At 43.2% G+C, this 14,769-nt stretch carries 11 protein-coding genes and 2 pseudogenes; 12 read left to right on the top strand and 1 reads right to left on the bottom strand.

What is annotated here, in order from left to right; translation table 11 throughout:
• Positions 1-566: 566 nt before the first annotated feature.
• The 4 genes and pseudogenes from ACAN56_RS25485 to ACAN56_RS25470 form a co-directional block, all read left to right on the top strand.
• A pseudogene (locus ACAN56_RS25485) lies at positions 567-1,099 on the top strand (transposase); the annotation flags it as partial.
• A gap of 496 nt (positions 1,100-1,595) precedes the next feature.
• The gene (locus ACAN56_RS25480; RefSeq protein ID WP_379146270.1) at positions 1,596-2,480 is read left to right on the top strand and encodes a hypothetical protein; all 885 of its coding nucleotides are present in this window, start codon (positions 1,596-1,598) and stop codon (positions 2,478-2,480) included.
• Positions 2,477-3,256 carry a ParB N-terminal domain-containing protein gene (locus ACAN56_RS25475; protein WP_379146268.1) on the top strand — a complete coding sequence of 260 codons (780 nt, stop codon included), beginning with the start codon at positions 2,477-2,479 and terminating at the stop codon, positions 3,254-3,256. The genes ACAN56_RS25480 and ACAN56_RS25475 overlap by 4 nt, the downstream gene beginning before the upstream one ends.
• Positions 3,257-3,270: 14 nt before the next feature.
• Entirely contained in the window at positions 3,271-3,468 is a 198-nt protein-coding gene (locus ACAN56_RS25470; RefSeq protein ID WP_379146265.1) for a hypothetical protein, read from the top strand.
• 621 nt (positions 3,469-4,089) lie between these two features.
• On the opposite strand, the gene ACAN56_RS25465 is transcribed toward ACAN56_RS25470, so the two are convergent.
• Positions 4,090-4,338, bottom strand: coding sequence for a helix-turn-helix domain-containing protein (locus ACAN56_RS25465; protein WP_379146263.1), 249 nt, complete (start codon positions 4,336-4,338; stop codon positions 4,090-4,092).
• A gap of 152 nt (positions 4,339-4,490) precedes the next feature.
• Here ACAN56_RS25465 and ACAN56_RS25460 point away from each other — a divergent pair, with 152 nt between their 5' ends.
• From ACAN56_RS25460 to ACAN56_RS25425, 8 genes and pseudogenes are all read left to right on the top strand, one after another.
• Positions 4,491-4,988, top strand: a complete 498-nt coding sequence (locus ACAN56_RS25460; RefSeq protein WP_379146260.1) for a hypothetical protein — start codon at positions 4,491-4,493, stop codon at positions 4,986-4,988.
• Between the two features lie 232 nt (positions 4,989-5,220).
• Positions 5,221-5,913 (top strand): annotated as a pseudogene (locus ACAN56_RS25455) (nuclease-related domain-containing protein).
• A 17-nt stretch (positions 5,914-5,930) separates the two neighbouring features.
• Positions 5,931-8,168, top strand: coding sequence for an MrcB family domain-containing protein (locus tag ACAN56_RS25450; protein ID WP_379146258.1), 2,238 nt, complete (start codon positions 5,931-5,933; stop codon positions 8,166-8,168).
• On the top strand, positions 8,140-10,560 hold the full coding sequence (locus ACAN56_RS25445; protein ID WP_379146256.1) for a DUF2357 domain-containing protein: 2,421 nt from the start codon (positions 8,140-8,142) through the stop codon (positions 10,558-10,560). The genes ACAN56_RS25450 and ACAN56_RS25445 overlap by 29 nt, the downstream gene beginning before the upstream one ends.
• A 116-nt stretch (positions 10,561-10,676) precedes the next feature.
• Positions 10,677-11,420, top strand: coding sequence for a riboflavin biosynthesis intermediates N-glycosidase (gene ybiA, locus ACAN56_RS25440; RefSeq protein ID WP_379146253.1), 744 nt, complete (start codon positions 10,677-10,679; stop codon positions 11,418-11,420).
• 47 nt (positions 11,421-11,467) lie between these two features.
• Positions 11,468-12,085 (top strand): hypothetical protein, encoded by a 618-nt coding sequence (locus tag ACAN56_RS25435; protein ID WP_379146251.1) that lies wholly within the window; start codon positions 11,468-11,470, stop codon positions 12,083-12,085.
• Positions 12,086-12,272: 187 nt separating this feature from the next.
• Complete coding sequence (locus ACAN56_RS25430) at positions 12,273-13,433, top strand: cobalamin-independent methionine synthase II family protein (protein WP_379146248.1); 1,161 nt, start codon at positions 12,273-12,275, stop codon at positions 13,431-13,433.
• Positions 13,434-13,692: 259 nt separating this feature from the next.
• Complete coding sequence (locus tag ACAN56_RS25425; RefSeq protein WP_379146246.1) at positions 13,693-14,769, top strand: ABC transporter substrate-binding protein; 1,077 nt, start codon at positions 13,693-13,695, stop codon at positions 14,767-14,769.

The following is a 14,769-nucleotide window of genomic DNA, read 5'->3' as shown; positions in this document are numbered from 1 at the left end:
TTTATACTACATGCTTTAGTCCAGGGAGACTTCTTACATTATCTCGTGAGGTTTAATTGATATTGATACTATAAATTTTACCACCATCCATACGACGATTGAAATGATGACATCCGTTTTTTTATGCTTGCGTCCTAATGTAACTCAATTGTAGTGTTTTATATTGATATTGTAGCAGTATATCTACAAAATCTTTATTGCTTCTAATGTAATTTAATGAACAAATTAAAATGAGATAGGTTAACGGTTCTTGTGAAATTTATCTTTGCAAAATATTGTTATCAAAATGAATGATGTTATTTATCCAAAGGGAGTGATTATACTGGTTGTATCCAAGGGCAGTTCTCATTTCATGTTAATGAAGTGGAGAGTATAGAAGAGTGGCTATACCTCGAATCAAAGTTGATTTCTACAGCTTAAAACTGAAATTGTACGATGCCTCAAACAATTGGCTTGGACGATCATCCCCAGTCGAAAAGATTAGTAGGAGTGGGTTATGGCAAGTAGACGAGTTATTCAAGTACTCTTGTTGTCCGACATCAAAACTGTAACTACAGTAAAGCCGAAAGATTATTGCCGTTATTGATCACCGGAGATTCCATCCCAAGAAAGGGATGTTTCCAAAATGGAAGTTTACTTTTGTCGTTGAACGAGAGGTGTACGTCTGTCCAGCCAGCCAAGAACTGAAGTACCGGATGAAGGATCGCAAAGGCTACCAGCGGTATGCGTCTGATCCAGAGCACTGTAAGAAAGGTCTGTTTTTAAACCAGTGTATGCAATCCAAAAATCACCGAAATGTGGTGACCCGGCGTGTCTGGGAGGACAGCAAGGATTGGGTCTGGAACAACCGGTTCAGCACGTCCGGAAAATAGCTGTACCGCAAACGAAAAGAACGATTGAGCGAAGCTTTGCGGATGCTAAAGAGCTCCATGGGTTTCGCTATTGCCGGTTGTGCGGAGTCCCAAATGTCTGGGAACAAACGCTGATGACAGCAGCCGTGCAGAACATGAAGAAGATGCGATCTACAAGGCATGGATCGCCGAGAACAACCGGGCTACCCCCTCGTTTTCCCGCTCGCACGCCGACTTTGAAACACTAAAGAAACCCAAGGTCATTAATTGACCAGGGTTTCTCGACAATCTGGTGACGCTGAAAAAATTATCTCAGCGTCTTTGTTTTATAACAGATATTTAAATCTATCTGCCGCCGTTGCATGATTAGTATTTCTCAACGCATGTCCCAAATATGTATTGATACTACAGTGTCTTAACTGCTCCGAAATTACCTAACACACACCTAGACTAATATTGGTAAGGACGACTCTGTTTAAAGACGACATATCGAAAAGTGTAACGTTGATATATTAATAAAATAGCTTGTAGACGAATAACCACGTATAAACAGATTTTAGAATTCTTAAAAATAGGATCTGTTTCTAGATAATTGCGATGTAAAACATGTTTTTTTGGGGGGGGATTAGGATATTAAACACGTATTTGGTTATTTGTCGTATTTCTGAGGTTTGTAGTTTCGAAATATATGTTTTACATATTATTTGATTTATTATAATATATAAAACAGGAGGGTGTTTAAATATGATTGGCGAAAAACAATGCAAAACGTGTAAGGAGGTCAAGGCAACCACTGAGTTTTATTCGCAAGAAAACATTTGCAAACAATGTGTTAGATTAAAAGACAAAGAAACGCTCATAAAGCCTTTGTTGGAACCAAAAGAATTAGTTGTCGAAAAACAGTGCACTCGTTGTAAGAGAATAAAACTTAGAGAGGAGTTCCTAATAAACAAATCTTCAAAAGATGGATTGCGAAACTCATGCCGTGATTGCGATAAATTGTCACAGCTTGAGTACGATTTGAATGTTAAAGCAAGACGAGAGGCGAATCCGGACGTTTACCAAGTAGCCGAAAAAAAATGCTCTCGCTGTAAGGAACTAAAGCAAAGAAGCGAGTTCAGCAAACATAGCTATTCTTTGGATGGTTTACAAACCTATTGTAAAGTGTGTAGAGGAGAACTCGGTAAGAAGCGAAGAGAGGAGCTTAAGAAACAAGTCTTAGAGAGTGTAATTATTGAAAAACGATGCAAAAGTTGTAGGGAAACTAAAAAGGTAATAGAGTTCACAAAGAGCCTTAATTCTAAAGATGGATTTTCAAATACGTGCAGACTATGTACATCTACTCAATATCGCAATCGTAAACGCGAAAAGCAACTCAAAGAGCGAATGGACGCAATTGGGTATGTTGAAATCGAGAGAGTTATCCCACAGGACATTGACTTAAACCAGATTAAGACATGCACTAAGTGCAATATGGAAAAAACACTTCGTGAATTCAACTTTAATTATACTGTGAAAAGATTCCGTTCTGAGTGCAAACAGTGTGGTACAAAAACAAGGAAGAACTATACAGTTAATAATGAGGTAAAGCGATTACAGCGTTTAAAACAAAGGAGAGATTCTGAATGATGGAGCAAGAAGTAAGGGACCATGATAAATACACTGAAGTATTCGTAACCCAAGACTATGACAGGTTTAATACCATAGATGGAAACAGAATTATCAACGAGTTGCATGTAAAACGTCTTATTGAGTCCATGCAACAGAGACAATTAATTACACCAATTATCATTAATGAGAAATATGAAATTATTGATGGGCAGCATCGTTTTAAATCCCAATCAATTTTAGAGCTGCCAGTGTACTATATTATATGTGAGGGATACGGTCTATCAGAAGTTCACCGTTTAAATGAAAAGAGTAATAATTGGAAGCCGATTGACTTTCTTAACGGTTACGCGACATTAGCCGAAAAAGAAGAGAAATTCTTTGACTACATCTTACTAAAGGATTTTATCGAGAGTAACGCAATTAAGCCAATTTTAGGAATTTCATTAACGAGAGGGGAGCTGAATGAACAGGATGCGATGACGGCATTCAAAAATGGTCACTATAAGGCGAAAAATATCGAAGAAGTACAGAGATTTATGAACCTACTCGAAGATTTCTCGTCATACTTTAATGAAACTTATAAGTCGACAAAGTTTATTAAGGCATTCCTGCTATTTTCAAATAGCACAAAATACAACCATGATAATATGACTAAGAAGCTTGAATATATGAGCGGTTACCTGCAACCACGGAATCAAATTAGTCAATATCTGGATATACTTAGTGATATATACAACACGAGGCTCTCAGAGAAAAGTCGTATTCATTTTAAAGGTGAAAAGGAAATATCATAGAATAGAGGGACATAATGACAAAATCAAAGACTACAAGTAGCTTCAGATTCGATATCGATTTTATTGATTTGCTGAATACATGGTCATTTGTTAGTAAAAAAGAGAAAGGTGTACTCTTACAGGATGCATTCCGTGAGTATGCCAAAATGAAGCAGAACTCGGACGTTGCCCAAAAAGTGAATATGATCTTGGAAAGCTTAAAAGAGGATTGAGTCGCAGGAGCGACTCTTCCTTCGTACTTGGAGGTGGTAGAGGAGATGAAAAGTTACAAAGATTACTGAGAATATATGAATTTGTTGCTGAACATCAATATTAATGGATTAGTGTTGCTTAAAATCGGAATGAATTGAAAATTTAGCAGGAGGGTTTACAAACCTTGGATGAAGCCATCGATCATCCAAAAATGCAATGGTTTAAATAAGAGTTAGATCAATTAAACACTCGAGGGGGATTAATGCTAAATGAATTTCTTTTTATCGATATCGGGCAAAACAGATATTCTCGTAATCAGACATGGAGATTTCAGCATACGAAAATGTCATCAATAGCAGTTCCATAAAAAAATGAAGAAGGCAAGACCTATTTCAACCACTGAAGGACGACTGTACAAGCATTCTTAACAAGATGGGTGTCATCTGCAAGCAAATACAAAGATAAAAGTTATGAACAGATATTGCTCCGGCTTCTGTATTTCTTCCTGATCGGGTCGGCCAATACTTGTGCTAAAACCACCTCGGGGGAAAGTTTACACACAAAATCATTGACAGAACCCCATTAACCCATTAACCCCATTTAACGAAACCTTACAGTACCAGAGTTATCCCACTATCCCTTCATCCAACCTCCCCCAACAACTCCCCAACAGAAACATCCAGCGCTCTCGCAATTGCCACCACCTCATAATCCTGCACGAGCCTATGTTGACCTTCTAATCGCGATAAACTGGTCGGGCTGATGTCTAAACCGAAGGTTTGTAACTTGGCGAGGAAATCCTTTTGCTTCATTCGCTTAGCTTTTCGAATGGCTACAACTCGGGTCCCGATGATGTTTTTGTCACCTGGGGGCTCTTTGCGATGCTTCATTTCGGTGTCACCTCACAATATTAACCAAATTGTATGCGAGGTAAGTATTGTTTTAATGCGAATATCGAATTAAAATAAAATAAACCGATAAACGCATTAAAATTGCTGTACATCGTCTACAGACATAGCTTTTCCAGGAAGGAGGGGGTGTAATGCAACATCTGAAGCACAAATATGAGGAAGAGAAGCGCAAGCTGAATGAAATCGGACAGAAATCACTGGAGCAGGGAATTCCGCTAAGCAGCAATGAAGCGGTTCAGGCCCAGAGCCGTAAGGTGGATGAACTCATTAATCAGATGTATCAAGAAAAAAATGGAGATGCAGTGTCATTTCATTTGAACTTCTGTCTTGGAGGGGATATGGTGAACTTTCCGGCATGGTTTTTACAGACGATTCAAGGTCGATTGAATGAGGTAACCGCACAGATCGAACATCAGTCTGAGCCTAGACATGCTTTTGAAGAAGAGAGCAAAGCTTTTCAAGCGTTGTTTGACTCCATGGACATTGCACTTATGCCAGAGTTTGAGTACTGGGAGGACAAGCTTCAATCGAAGCAAGCCGTTCTTTATGAACGTTTATATCTACAAGGACTAAAGGATGGCATGCAACTTGCAAATGCCTTTACTGCCCCTTCAGTTCTCTCGGAATAAGACATGCCCTGTGGCTGCCGAAATAGCACATAGATATCGGAACCAAAGGGGATAAACACATACTTTACTTTTGGACTGTCCAGCGACAGTCTTTTTTCTTTGTCTATATGTTTGGAAAATTTGTGGTTCTTTTGATGTTGTTCATTCATAAGGTGAGCAGGCTTCCACTCATAATCCGAATAAAGGGATACATTCCCATATTGTCGAATAACCATACATATTGAAAATCTAGATGATACGAGGTTTTGCTATGTTTAAAGCGCTATTGTCTATCTTCAAGAAATCCGACACTAAGCTACCAACTCCTAAGTCGAAACCGAAGGTTACTGCCACAAGAATTGGAGAGTTAGGCGAACATAAAATCCATATCCAACTTGACCAGCTACCTAAGGAGTGTAAATCGTTAAGTGATCTAATGCTCCCTAATGCCAAATCTCGAACAGGCTACACTCAGATTGATCATGTTGTTATTTCCCCGTATTGATTATTTGTCATCGAGACGAAAAACTACAATGGGGAAATTAAAGGTGGGTGAACGGACCAACAATGGACAGTCAGCAATCGATACAAGATGTATAATCCGCTGAAGCAAAACTATGGACATATTAAGGCCGTTGAAAGTCTTCTTAAGGGTAATCCTAAGATGAGATCTATATCGATTATTTCATTTACAATGAGATGCCGCTTTAGCATAGATCCAGAGCTTCGCCAAATTCAGTCTAACGAGCTTGTCATTTATGATGTAGAGTTGAGTGAATTTATCTCTAGGAAGCTGCTCCGTTTAAAGGAGGAAAACCCAGAACCGTTATTTTCTCAAGTACAGGTTGAATCTATATATGACCAACTGAGCCAAGCTAATATTAAAGACCCAGCGATCCGCAAGCTTCATATAGAGAAAATTACATCGACTACTAAAAATCGTTAACAACCTTGGAGGACAACATGCCATTACCGGAAACAGTCACACAGATTTTCAAGCGAAAACAAAAATCATATAAAATGGTCCTAATCCTATCCTTAATTGAAGAGTTGAGAGCAACCAAACAGGAGCGGGTTTCATTCGATCGTGTTAAAGAGCGGTTTCTTAACTATTTTATAGCTGAACAAGAAAGTGGAAACCAGGTAGATAAGCCACCAGGGCGGGAGCTGTGGAGGGAAGCACCTAAAAGTCAGCTTAAAGATATCATTAACAGTCCTGTTAATGCACTTTCGCATATTTTGTTTGTGAATTCGGAAGATAACACCGTAGGTTTTCATAGCCAGCTTCAAAAACAGCTAGGGGAAGAGGAGCTTTCAGAATTAGAGAGACTAGCCAATGAGGAATTCCAGTCTTACAACGCTGCTTTGCAGCATTTCTCTTTGCAAGGTTATCTGGAGAAGATTATGGCGGAGTATACATCTGCCAAAAAGGAACCTTTCGCGGGTCATGCACTTGGTACATTGTTTCGTCAGACACTTCCTTCCGAGCTCAAAGCATTACCTTTCATAGATGAGCAATACAAGGTTCAAGGTTCCGTTGGACAAGGAAATTGGGCAACCGTTCCTTGGCTAGCAATCCTGGATAAACGGATCACAGAAACGACTCAGCATGGGGAATATGTAGTGTATCTGTTTGCTGAGGATATGAGTGCTGTCTATCTTACGTTTAACCAAGGAGTGACGGTACCTATTCAAGAGAAGGGACGTAGAGAAGGCTATGCTTATCTACGAAACCAAACACATGAGATTCGAGAGCTCCTTTCTCTTACCCATATGAATAAGGATGAGAATATTCGTCTCATGAATAGCGGACTTGGTCAAGATTATCAGGTATCGACTGTTGCTTACATTAAGTACGAAAGAGGAAGCGTTCCGAACGATGAACAACTGATTCGAGATCTGGAAAATGTTATAGAAGATTATCGTCTATATGTGGACACTGTGACAACTACAGGTAATGAAGCCAATGACGAGGAAGTGGAAATATTGCCACAAGAAGCGGAGCCTCTGAAGGACGAGCAAGTAACAGGTATCCTCCACCAAATCCAATCCCACATCCGCCGCCAAGGCTTCTTCTTCCCTGAGCATCTAATTGAAAACTTTTACCTCTCGCTAAAGGCCAAGCCTTTTGTTATTTTGGCGGGCATATCGGGCACAGGGAAGACTCGGCTGGTGAAGCTGTTTGCGGAGGCGCTTGGAGCAACGAGGGATAATGGTCAGTTTACCTTGATCCCAGTCCGGCCGGATTGGAGTGATCCTGCGGATCTGCTGGGGTACAAGGACCTCTCGGGCAGGTTCCAACCGGGTCCGATTACGAAGGTGTTCGTGGATGCGCGGAAGCTGGAGAATCAGCATAAGCCTTATTTTATCTGCCTGGATGAGATGAATTTGGCACGGGTCGAGCATTATTTCAGTGATCTGTTAAGTGTGCTGGAAACACAGGAGTGGCGAGAGGGAAGGATTACGACGCAGGACCTTATCTCTCCTACCTTGCTGGGTACGCCTGAGGATCAAGAGGAGTATGGCAGTCTTGGCATCCCGGAGAATGTGTTCTTGGTCGGGACGGTGAACATGGACGAGACCACACATCCTTTTAGCAAAAAAGTACTCGACCGCGCAAGCACGCTGGAGTTCAATTACATTAATCTGCAGCAGTATCCTGACATGGGGGAGCAAGGAGATGCGGGCGATCCCGCTGATCCTACGGAGCTGAATCATCTATTCATCCGTTCCGATTATTTGCAACTGGTGGATGCTTATGATACCCATCAAGAGATTGTTGTCCGCACTACGGAGAGACTGGTTAAGATTAATATGCTGCTTGAGGACATTCACGCTCACGTGGGCTTCCGGGTCCGAGATGCGATTTGCTTCTATATGATTTATAACGACCGTTATGGCCTGATGGACGAAGACGAGGCGTTTGACTGGCAACTGCTGCAAAAGATTCTGCCGCGCATTCAAGGAAGTCATTCTTCCGTGCGCCGGGTTCTGCTTAACCTGATGAAGGTTGCCATTGGTAATGGTACCGGTATAACGGTAAAAGTTGATGACCTCATGGAGGATGCCTCATGGCTCTATATGAAATGGGCTGCTGGCCAAACTCCGCCTACGGCCAAACATCCGCAAACTGCTCGTAAATTGGCTTTTATGCTCAGGAGGCTGGAGGAAGATGGATTCACCTCATTCTGGCTCTCTTAATGGGGCGGCCGAGTTGCTCCGTATCGAAACGGAGCTTTTTACGCTTTATGTGCAGGGGCGGCCCTATCATTCTACGGTAGAGACGTTGCAGCTTCATCGTTCTTCTAGTCAGGAGTGGGTGAGTGCACAGCTTGGGCTAGATTGCTCCGAACGGCTGGGTAATGTGCAGATCAAAGTCTTCTCACCTGAGCTGGGCGGGATGGTGGAGTGGCAGCCGAATGAGTCGGTATTTCCTTGTTTTTATGAGACACAATCGTATGAATTGGTTATCCAGAACAAGTGCGCGGATAGCCTTTCTTTTTATCATGAGAATGTGCTGCTTCGGCAGGCGGTTAAGCCTCTAGGGGACTCTATTCTTGCGGGTGTTCTGAACTTTGGGAATGAGGTTGGTTTGACGGAGTGGGAGGTGCGAAGCGCGGGACAGACTTTACTGCGGGTAGAAATGGAGATTTTCCCCTCCAAGATGGATTACAAGCTGGATTACCAGAATATTTTGAATGAAGTGAACGCGCAGATTTATAATTTGGCCTTTGATTTTTTGCGCCGAACCTACCAACTAACAGGCCTGCGGGAGACGCAGCATCAGAGCCTGACGGAGTTCTTCACCATACTACAGCATGTCTTTAGACAGCTCTTGGATGCCGTCGAGCGGATTAACAAGAATCCTAATTATGCGCTGCTCCAGGATCGCCGACTAGTGGATGCCAATCGGGTCAAAAAGGCAGGAAGAGAGAATATCCGCGAGCTCGCGAAGCATCCCGAACGATTGAGAGAAGATACGAACCATGGATTCTTGACAATCGGCAGCCGAAATTATACAGCCACACATTTAATAGAGACACGTAAACGGCTCGCCTATGATACAAATGAGAATCGGTTCATCCGCTGGATGCTGGAACGTATTCATGCGAAGCTGAAGGAGCTCAAGGGTCGCTGGAAGATGAACAGCCGAACCCCAGATCCACTACTTATTAAAAGGTTAGATGCCATGCTCACCCAGCTAGAGCGAGTGCTCAAGATGGATTTCTTGCGTGAGGCTGGAGTGCTGAAGCAGATGTCCGTTACGCTTGTGCTGCAGATGGCTCCTGGATACCGCGAGGTCTATCGCTGTTATCTGATGCTGCTTAAAGGCCTGTCTATCCAAAGCGACCTGTTCCGCTTATCTATGAAGGATGTTGCTCAGCTCTATGAGTATTGGTGCTTCTTGAAGCTGAATCAGCTCCTGGGGCAGAAGTATAAGCTGGTGAAGCAGGATATTATAAAAGTGAATCGGAACGGGATTTTTGTGACGCTAGACCGCTCGCAGAGTGCGAAGATGGTCTACGAGAATCCGTTGAATGGGGAGCAGTTCATCCTTTATTATAACGCGATTCCTGGAACGGATAAGACGCCGACGCTGAGTCAACGCCCGGATAATGTGCTCACCTTGAAGAAGAAGGATGCTGGTCAGATCAAGGAGTATAAGTATGTTTTTGACGCAAAGTACCGCTTGAATCCTGCTTATGAAGGTACGCCTTACCAAGGGAAATATGGACAGCCTGGGCCTGAAGAGGATGACATCAACACGATGCATCGCTATCGGGACGCCATTGTGTATCAGGAAAAAGGCTCAGGGGAATATGAGCGAAGCATGTTTGGGGCGTATGTGTTATTTCCGTACCCTGACGAGGAACGATTTAAGAACCACCGATTTTATAAAAGCATTGAGCTGCTGAACATTGGCGCCTTGCCGTTCCTGCCGAATTCCACAAGCCTGGTAGAGCAATTCTTAGATGAGATTATTCAGGATAGTCCGGAAAAAGCTTTTGAGCGCTCCACACGTCCTAGAGGCACGAAGGAATACTACCGAAATAAAATGACGGGGAAGAATGTACTGGTTGGTTGTATGAGCCGCGTGGAGCAATTGGATGTAGCTATAAATCATAAATTTTATCATACACCGCTTGTGAATATCACGGATCATAAGATCCTTACACAATTGGAGTATGTAGCACTTTATCAATCTAAGAAATTCTTCGGTAAGACTAATGAAATTGTAGGTGTGAAATACTACGGGAAAATAAAAGATTGGAAGATTGTCAAACGTGGTGAAATTACTGCAATTCCTTCAAAGCATAATTCTCCAGATACACCGTATGTTTTATTCGAGATAGAGGACTGGCAAACAAGGGAACAGCTTATTCTCCCAGGTGGTCATGGCGTTAAAATTATCACTTTCACATCAAAATATATATTCGATCGTGCCTTAGAAATAGCCGAGTTGAAGCTGGAGACTGAAGAAGAACTGCTGGTATGGCGTGAAGCGCGGCGGAGAGGACGTGTAGAAGTAAAGCTGGATCATCCGAATCTTGACCAAGCTAAGAAGATAGTAAGTGTGAATGTAAGGGAGTAGTACTAAGAAAGTAAATAGTGGTTGTTAACAATATTGTATGGTGCATAGGTGTCTACCGTTTTCTGCAAAAGGCAAACGAGTGCGCACTTACTCCAGATATAGGAGGTCAAACCATCATGGATACCCCAGACGTTATAAAGAAATGGCTCGAAGAAAACAGAAAAGAACTACTAACTCTCAAGCCCGAGGAGCGGGTTATCCGCTTCTATGAAACGGACAAACCCTACGGATGTTTCTCCAATTTCGCTAAGTATCCGATAGAGTTGAAGGGCAAGGAGTGGGCAACCACCGAGCATTATTTTCAGGCGCAAAAGTTTGCAGGGACTGAGCATGAGGAAGAAATCCGGCTCGCTAGCACGCCCATGGAGGCGGCAAGGTCGGGCCGAGATCGGAATAAGTCGCTGCGCCAGGATTGGGAAGAGTGCAAGGTAAATGTTATGCGGGAAGCACTGCTAGCCAAAGTTGAACAGCATCCCGTTATAAAATCGATTCTTCTCTCAACAGGCGATTGTACAATCGTTGAGCACACCGCGAATGATGCCTATTGGGGAGATGGCGGTGACGGCCAAGGCCACAATATGCTGGGAAAGCTGCTGATGGAGGTTAGAAACGGTCTGGAGGAGTATGAAACGGAATTCTTTTTACCGCAGTGGGTTGCATATCCGGAAATTCCTCCATTCAGTATCGGTTGGAGAATGGGAGCGGGTGAGAGTTATTTAATGTATTATTGGAAATGGAGAAGTAAGCAGTCACCAGAAGCGCTGAAGGAATATGATGATTATTTCACACTGCCGGAAGAATGGGCCAAGGCTGAGAAATTCAAAGAGGAGTTCAGGAAAAGGAATAAGGATAAGAACTAAATCCCGGAACACGCGCATTAAAGCGAGGTTAAGAGAGGTGGATTCCTATGAGAAACATTGTCCAGGATGCCCAGTTCCTCAGCGGCAGAGCTGAGGAGCTGTTCTACTTCCAGGATAAATTCTATGTTCCAGATGAAACTGAAACGAGCTTTTCCCCGGCGGGGAAGTTCAAGCTTGAAATCCATCATTATTATCATGAAGACGGAAATAGAAGGTACATGTATACAAAAGGAATCGTTACGGACATTGAGGCTAACCTTATCGACACCATATACAGAAACTACGATCCTTTTGTATTCAGTTGGGCAGAGGTACAGGGTAAGGAATATCTGCTCTGCGGACTCGACTATCAAGGATACTCGATTGTTGATTTATCGAATAAAGAAACCAGGCATTATGTGCCTGAAACAGCGTATAAAGGGTGTGGCTTTTGTTGGGCGGAGATCATTTATTTCGAACAGAAAAAGCTCTTAGTGGTGGACGGTTGTTATTGGGCAGCTCCTTACGAGCTTGTCTTCTATGATTTTTCTAACCCGATGAGCCTTCCATATAAGGAGTTATTTCGTGTGGAGGTCGACAGCATCACCAATTGGAAACATTGGAGAGAGGCTCATAGAATCACGTACGTGGATGAGGAAGAGAACGAGAAGGAATTTGTTTTTTAATGAAAATATGCGTGTATCGTTGTTAATAAGGGTTTAGTGTTTAAAGTCCATATGATAAATCTAGACACTCACTATACTTTTTGACTATAACCAGATATTACTTTTAAGTGTTATGTAGATCATATTCCTCCATGCTAGAATCAAACCATTAGAGAAAGACATGTGGTTATATAGAGGAGGATTTTACATGTGCAATAGATTTCAAATCGTAGGCAGCCTGTTGCGTCCGTCGAATTTATTAGAATATAAACATCAGATTGAACATCGGGATGATATCAGTTATCCTTTTTACCAGGATTTCCAAGGGTATGAGCAGTGTGAAGCTGAGGCGATTCAGGCTGTAGTCGATAAAGAAATTAACAATGGTTTGTCCATTCTTACGGATGGGGAACATTCCAAATCTATGTGGCATCTGGACTTTGTCTGGGGCTTCCAAGGCATTAGCCGTTATATAGCGGATCATGGATATTTTTTCAGAGATACAGATGGGGCTTCGAAATATGAGACTAGAAAAGATATTGGTTTGCGCATTACAGGTGAATTGAGCGGGAAGAACCATCATTTTATTGATGTATTTAAGAAACTTCAAGCCCTTGCTGGCGACCGTGAAACCAAGCTGTGCGTACCTTCTCCATCACATATTTTTGGTGAGCTGTCATGGTCAGATAACATTGGCGGCACAGAAGCGGTTTATAAGGACAGACATGAGCTTAAAGACGGTCTGGTTAAGGCTTATAAGGAATTTGTTGCGGATTTTGCTGCTGCTGGAGGACAAATCCTGCAATTCGACGATTGCTTATGGGAGCTATTTGCAGATGATAACCCGAACTCTCCATATACCGGCGAGAATATCAATCAAGAGGAAGTACAGGCTCTAGCTACAGAATTTATTGACATTAACAATACAATCATTGACTTCGGTCATAGCTTAGGCCTCAAAATGTGGACTCATAACTGCCGTGGTAACTATGATTCCCGTAATATGGGTGGTGGCTCCTATGCCAAAATTGCTAATCTGTTCTTGAAGCAGCTGAAATACGACCGCTTTTTCCTGGAATGGGATGATGACCGTGCAGGCTCCCTTGAGGCGCTTGCGGTGTTCAAAGATAAGCCTGATACAGAAATTGTACTTGGATTGTTGTCTTCTAAGACCAATACGCTTGACGATGAGGCCCGTGTAGTTCAAATGCTTGATGAAGCCTCGAAAATTATTGATAAGGATAGATTATTACTTTCTCATCAATGCGGGTTTGCGTCCTGTGATGGCGGCAATGAATTAACGGAAGATGAACAGTGGGCGAAGATTAATCAAGGACAACAGATTGCCCAGCAATATTGGGGTAATTAATATTTAACTTAGTTAATGAGGGGAGCAGGTCCCCTTCCTTAAGACTGTCGAAGGTATTGTCGGCAGTCTTTTTATATTGGATTATCGGAATCCCGAAGGGATACTGTGTAAAAGGAAGCATGCTCCTATGGAGCACAATGTCGCATTAATCCGGCTGCAATGTCGCAAAAGTACATGGAAACGGAGTGTGCTGATCGATTATACTCGCTTTATATAATATGATAATGAAAATCATTATCATACAAAAGGGGGAGTCAGCATGAACAGAGCAACAAAGAGGCAGGCAACCGGCAGCAAGATAAACGCCGCCCAAAAATGTGGACCATTAATGGTATGGATGCTGGCACTGGTACTTGTGCTGACGGCTTGCGGCAATGGAGGGGGCACCAATGCAGGCACAGCCGCACAGCCGTCTGCTGCAGCTTCAGCCGAGCCGTCTCCAGCGTCGGAAACACAGGCTCAGACATCGCCGGAGGCGCAGGCTGCTGCAGCCTTCCCGGTTACCATCCAGCACATGAAGGGCGAATATACGCTGACCGGGAAGCCGAAGGTGATTGCTGCGCTTGATGTGAAATTTGTCGATCAATTGATAGCGATTGGTGAGCACCCGGCAGGCAGCGTTGTGGCTGGAGGGAAGGACGCCAAGTTTCCAGAATATTTAAGCGACCAACTGGGTGAGGTGAAGGTCCTCGGTACACGCGATGAGCCCAATCTTGAGGCTATTGTGGCGTTGAATCCGGATCTTATATTGATGACCGACTTTCAGGAGCAGGTGTATGACAGTGTCAGTAAAATTGCGCCTACAATAGTACTCGACTTCTACGAGGATTGGCGGGATACGTTGGCTACCATCGGTACGATAACAGGCAAGCAGGCGGAGGCGGAGGTAGTGCGTCAGGCTTACGAGGACAAAATCGTCGGACTGCGGGAGAAACTGTCGGCGAAGCTGGGCGACGAAACGGTAGCGCTGATTCGCCCGAGACCGGAAGGTATTCGGGTACATGGTCCCGAGCATCGGACCGGAAGTATTCTTTATGAGGATTTGGGGTTAAATGTCCCTGCATTCGTTCAGGAGATTAAAGATGACACCTCCGTAGAAATTTCGATGGAGAGAGTCGCTGATATCGGAGCAGATCACTATTTCCTGCTGTCGGATGAATTGTTTGCCAAAGAGGCAGAGGCTCTGGCGGGCAGTCCGGTCTGGAAATCCCTTGATGCAGTCAAGAATAACCGTGCATATAACGTGAATTCAACGCTCTGGATCGCTTACTATGGTCCCATTGCTCTCAACATTATCGTAGATCAGGCCTCGGAAGCGCTGCTGGGATCGCATTGA

Origin of the sequence: Paenibacillus paludis, from assembly GCF_042610515.1 — a bacterium.
GTDB lineage: Bacteria > Bacillota > Bacilli > Paenibacillales > Paenibacillaceae > Paenibacillus_AQ.
The sequence above is the reverse complement of the archived record's forward strand: the minus strand, read 5'-3'. Positions and strand labels throughout refer to the sequence as shown.

Bases quoted from the DNA above. Each gene is read 5' to 3' on its own strand.
- ACAN56_RS25480 (WP_379146270.1), top strand. From the start codon at position 1,596: ATGATTGGCGAAAAACAATGCAAAACGTGTAAGGAGGTCAAGGCAACC.
- ACAN56_RS25475 (WP_379146268.1), top strand. From the start codon at position 2,477: ATGATGGAGCAAGAAGTAAGGGACCATGATAAATACACTGAAGTATTC.
- ACAN56_RS25470 (WP_379146265.1), top strand. From the start codon at position 3,271: ATGACAAAATCAAAGACTACAAGTAGCTTCAGATTCGATATCGATTTT.
- ACAN56_RS25465 (WP_379146263.1), bottom strand. From the start codon at position 4,338: ATGAAGCATCGCAAAGAGCCCCCAGGTGACAAAAACATCATCGGGACC.
- ACAN56_RS25460 (WP_379146260.1), top strand. From the start codon at position 4,491: ATGCAACATCTGAAGCACAAATATGAGGAAGAGAAGCGCAAGCTGAAT.
- ACAN56_RS25450 (WP_379146258.1), top strand. From the start codon at position 5,931: ATGCCATTACCGGAAACAGTCACACAGATTTTCAAGCGAAAACAAAAA.
- ACAN56_RS25445 (WP_379146256.1), top strand. From the start codon at position 8,140: ATGGATTCACCTCATTCTGGCTCTCTTAATGGGGCGGCCGAGTTGCTC.
- ybiA (WP_379146253.1), top strand. From the start codon at position 10,677: ATGGATACCCCAGACGTTATAAAGAAATGGCTCGAAGAAAACAGAAAA.
- ACAN56_RS25435 (WP_379146251.1), top strand. From the start codon at position 11,468: ATGAGAAACATTGTCCAGGATGCCCAGTTCCTCAGCGGCAGAGCTGAG.
- ACAN56_RS25430 (WP_379146248.1), top strand. From the start codon at position 12,273: ATGTGCAATAGATTTCAAATCGTAGGCAGCCTGTTGCGTCCGTCGAAT.
- ACAN56_RS25425 (WP_379146246.1), top strand. From the start codon at position 13,693: ATGAACAGAGCAACAAAGAGGCAGGCAACCGGCAGCAAGATAAACGCC.